This window comes from Patulibacter sp. NPDC049589, assembly GCF_040675535.1.
Taxonomy (GTDB): Bacteria; Actinomycetota; Thermoleophilia; order Solirubrobacterales; family Solirubrobacteraceae; genus Patulibacter.
On sequence record NZ_JBFAPC010000308.1, the window covers coordinates 1 to 2662 of the forward strand.

Annotated in this window: 2 protein-coding genes; both read left to right on the top strand. The window is 71.3% G+C overall.

The features are described from left to right. Positions 1-131 precede the first annotated feature (131 nt). Positions 132-1673, top strand: a complete 1542-nt coding sequence (istA, locus tag AB0L40_RS27515; RefSeq protein ID WP_364361959.1) for an IS21 family transposase — start codon at positions 132-134, stop codon at positions 1671-1673. Next, positions 1670-2506, top strand: coding sequence for an IS21-like element helper ATPase IstB (istB, locus tag AB0L40_RS27520; RefSeq protein ID WP_364361961.1), 837 nt, complete (start codon positions 1670-1672; stop codon positions 2504-2506). The genes istA and istB overlap by 4 nt, the downstream gene beginning before the upstream one ends. Positions 2507-2662 lie beyond the last annotated feature (156 nt).

A 2662-nucleotide genomic window follows, 5' to 3' on the forward strand; every position in this document is an offset into this window, starting at 1 on the left:
GTGGGTGTGGACATCTGAAGTGGCCCCTCTGTCGACGCTTGAAGTGGCCCCACCTGCGGTCGTGATCGTCGGGCCCCGCGCGACCGTCGTCAGGCGGTGCGGGCAGGGTTGGGCAGAAGGTGAGTTCACGCGTGGAGCAGTTCGAGCAGATCCGCAGGGACCATGCGCGGGAGGGCCTCTCGATCCGAGAGCTCGCCAGGCGCCACGGGGTGCATCGACGGGCGGTTCGTCAGGCGTTGGAGAACGCGCTGCCGCCCGCCAAGCGGGCGCCGGAGGGGCGGCCGGCGCCGAAGCTCGGCCCGTATCGGCCGATCATCGATCGGTGGCTGCAGGACGATCTGTCCGCACCGAGGAAGCAGCGCCATACCGCGCGGCGGGTGTGGCAGCGGCTTGTCGCCGAGCACGGCGCTGTGGTGTCCGAGCGGCAGGTCTCCAGGTATGTCGCCGCGAGGCGACGCGAGATCGGCGCGACGGTGCTGGGGACGGTGCCGCTGATCGCGATGCCGGGTGTGGAGGCGGAGGTCGATTGGGGCGAGGCGACCGTCGTGCTGGCGGGCGAGGAGGTTGTGGTCGGCCTGTTCGTGATGCGGGCCTGTTTCTCCGGCGCGCAGTTCGTCGTGGCGTTCCGGCGGCAGACGCAGCAGGCGTTTCTCGAGGGGCATGTCCGCGCGGTGGAGTTCTTTCACGGCGTCTTCGACACCGTCCGCTACGACAACCTCAAGGCCGCCGTCTCGCAGGTCCTGAGGGGCCGAAGGCGGTTGGAGTCCGACCGGTTCGTCGCGCTGAGGTCGCACTACGGCTTCGACGCGGTGTTCTGCCTGCCCGGGGTCGAGGGGGCGCACGAGAAGGGCGGTGTGGAGGGCGAGGTCGGCCGGTTTCGCCGTCGCCACCTCGTGCCGGTCCCGTCGTTCTCGTCGCTGGAGGCCCTGAACGAGCACCTGTTGGAGTGCTGCTTCGTTGACCTCGAGCGCACCGTGACGGGGTATCGCGAGCCGGTCGGCGAGCGGTTGTGGCAGGAGCGCATGGTGCTGCGCCTGTCGCCGGGGCGGTGGGAGACCGGCGAACCGGCGTCGCCCAGGGTGGACGGCAAGGGCATGGTGACGGTGCGGCAGAACCGGTATTCCGTGCCGGTCGGCCTGATCGGCCGCCAGGTCCACGTGCTCGTGCGCGCGGACGAGATCATCGTCTCGCACGGCGACAAGGTCGTCGCCCAGCACGAGCGCGCGACGGGCCGGTTTGAGGTGCGGGCGCAGCTGGATCACTACCTCGAGCTGCTCGCCAAGAAGCCCGGTGCGCTGGCCCGGTCGCTCGCGCTGCACCAAGCCCGCGAGGACGGCCAGTGGCCCGCGTGCTTCGACGATCTGTGGCGGCAGCTGCACGACCGCTACGGCGTCTCCGCCGCGGCCCGGCAGATCGTCGACACGCTGCTTCTCGTGCGCGAGCACGGCCCCGACCGCGTCCAGGGCGCGGTGCAGGACGCGCTGGCGGCCGGCGCGGTCGATCACGCCGCCGTGGTGTTGCTCTGCACGCGTGCCAGCGCCGGTGCGGTGCCGGTGGCGCTGCAGATCGATGGGCGTCTGGCGGGGATCGGCGCGCCGCCACCGGATGATCTCGCGCGCTACGACCAGCTCCGCGCGCCCGCGGTGCGGGCGCTGGCGGAGGCGGCCCGATGAGCGCGACTGATCCGCAGCAGCAGGCGCTGGAGGCGTTGATCGACGCGCACGCCATCGCGTTGAAGTTGCCGACGATCCGCAAGCGGTTTCGGTCGCTCGCGGCTGAGGCCGCACGCGAGAACCTCTCGCCCGTCGCGTACCTCGCGGCGCTCTTGGACGCCGAGACGATCGAACGGGGCGAGCGGGCGCGGCGCCGGCGGTTGCACGAGGCGCGGTTCCCGATCCACAAGGACCTCGCGGGCTTTCGCTTCCACGACAACCCCGTGGTGCCGCAAGCGACGATCGCTTCCTTGGCGGCGGGCCAGTGGATCGCCGACCGCGAGTCGGTGATCCTCGTCGGCGATTCCGGCACCGGCAAGACGCACCTCGCGACCGCTCTGGGGGTGGCGGCCTGTGAGCAGGGCCGGCGGGTGCGATTCACGACGCTCGCGGCGTTGGCGACGGAGCTGCACGAGGCACGCTCCGGACACGAGCTCGCGCGGGTGACGGGCCGCTACGCCAGGTTGGATCTGTTGATCCTTGACGAGCTCGGCTACCTGTCGCTGCCTGACGGCACCGCGGAGCTCGTGTTCGGCGTGCTCTCCGACCGCCACGAACGCGGCTCGTTGGTCGTGACGACGAACCTGCCGTTTGGCGAATGGACCCGCGTCTTCCCCGACCCGCGGCTCGCGAAGGCGGTCGTTGATCGGCTCACGCACCGGGCGCACATCATCGACTGCGGCACCGAGTCGTGGCGCTTCAACCACGGCCTCGGACAATCCGCCCCGGCCCGGCGACTCGACCCGGCAGGGCACGCCCCCGGACCCGAGACCGGGCCCGACGACGGAGTGTGAGTGGTGGTCGGAGCGCCGGCGGTGCTCGCCCTACGGGCTCACCCCGCCGGCGCTCCGACCACGCCCTGCGGCATCATCCCCAGAGTCAATCCAGAGACCGCCAGGTGGAGCCAGTTGAAGCGTCCACGGTGGGGCCACTGCAAGTGACCACGCCCA

What these genes read in the sequence shown, in the direction of transcription:
- istB (WP_364361961.1), top strand. Translation starts at nt 1,670, where the DNA reads ATGAGCGCGACTGATCCGCAGCAGCAGGCGCTGGAGGCGTTGATCGAC.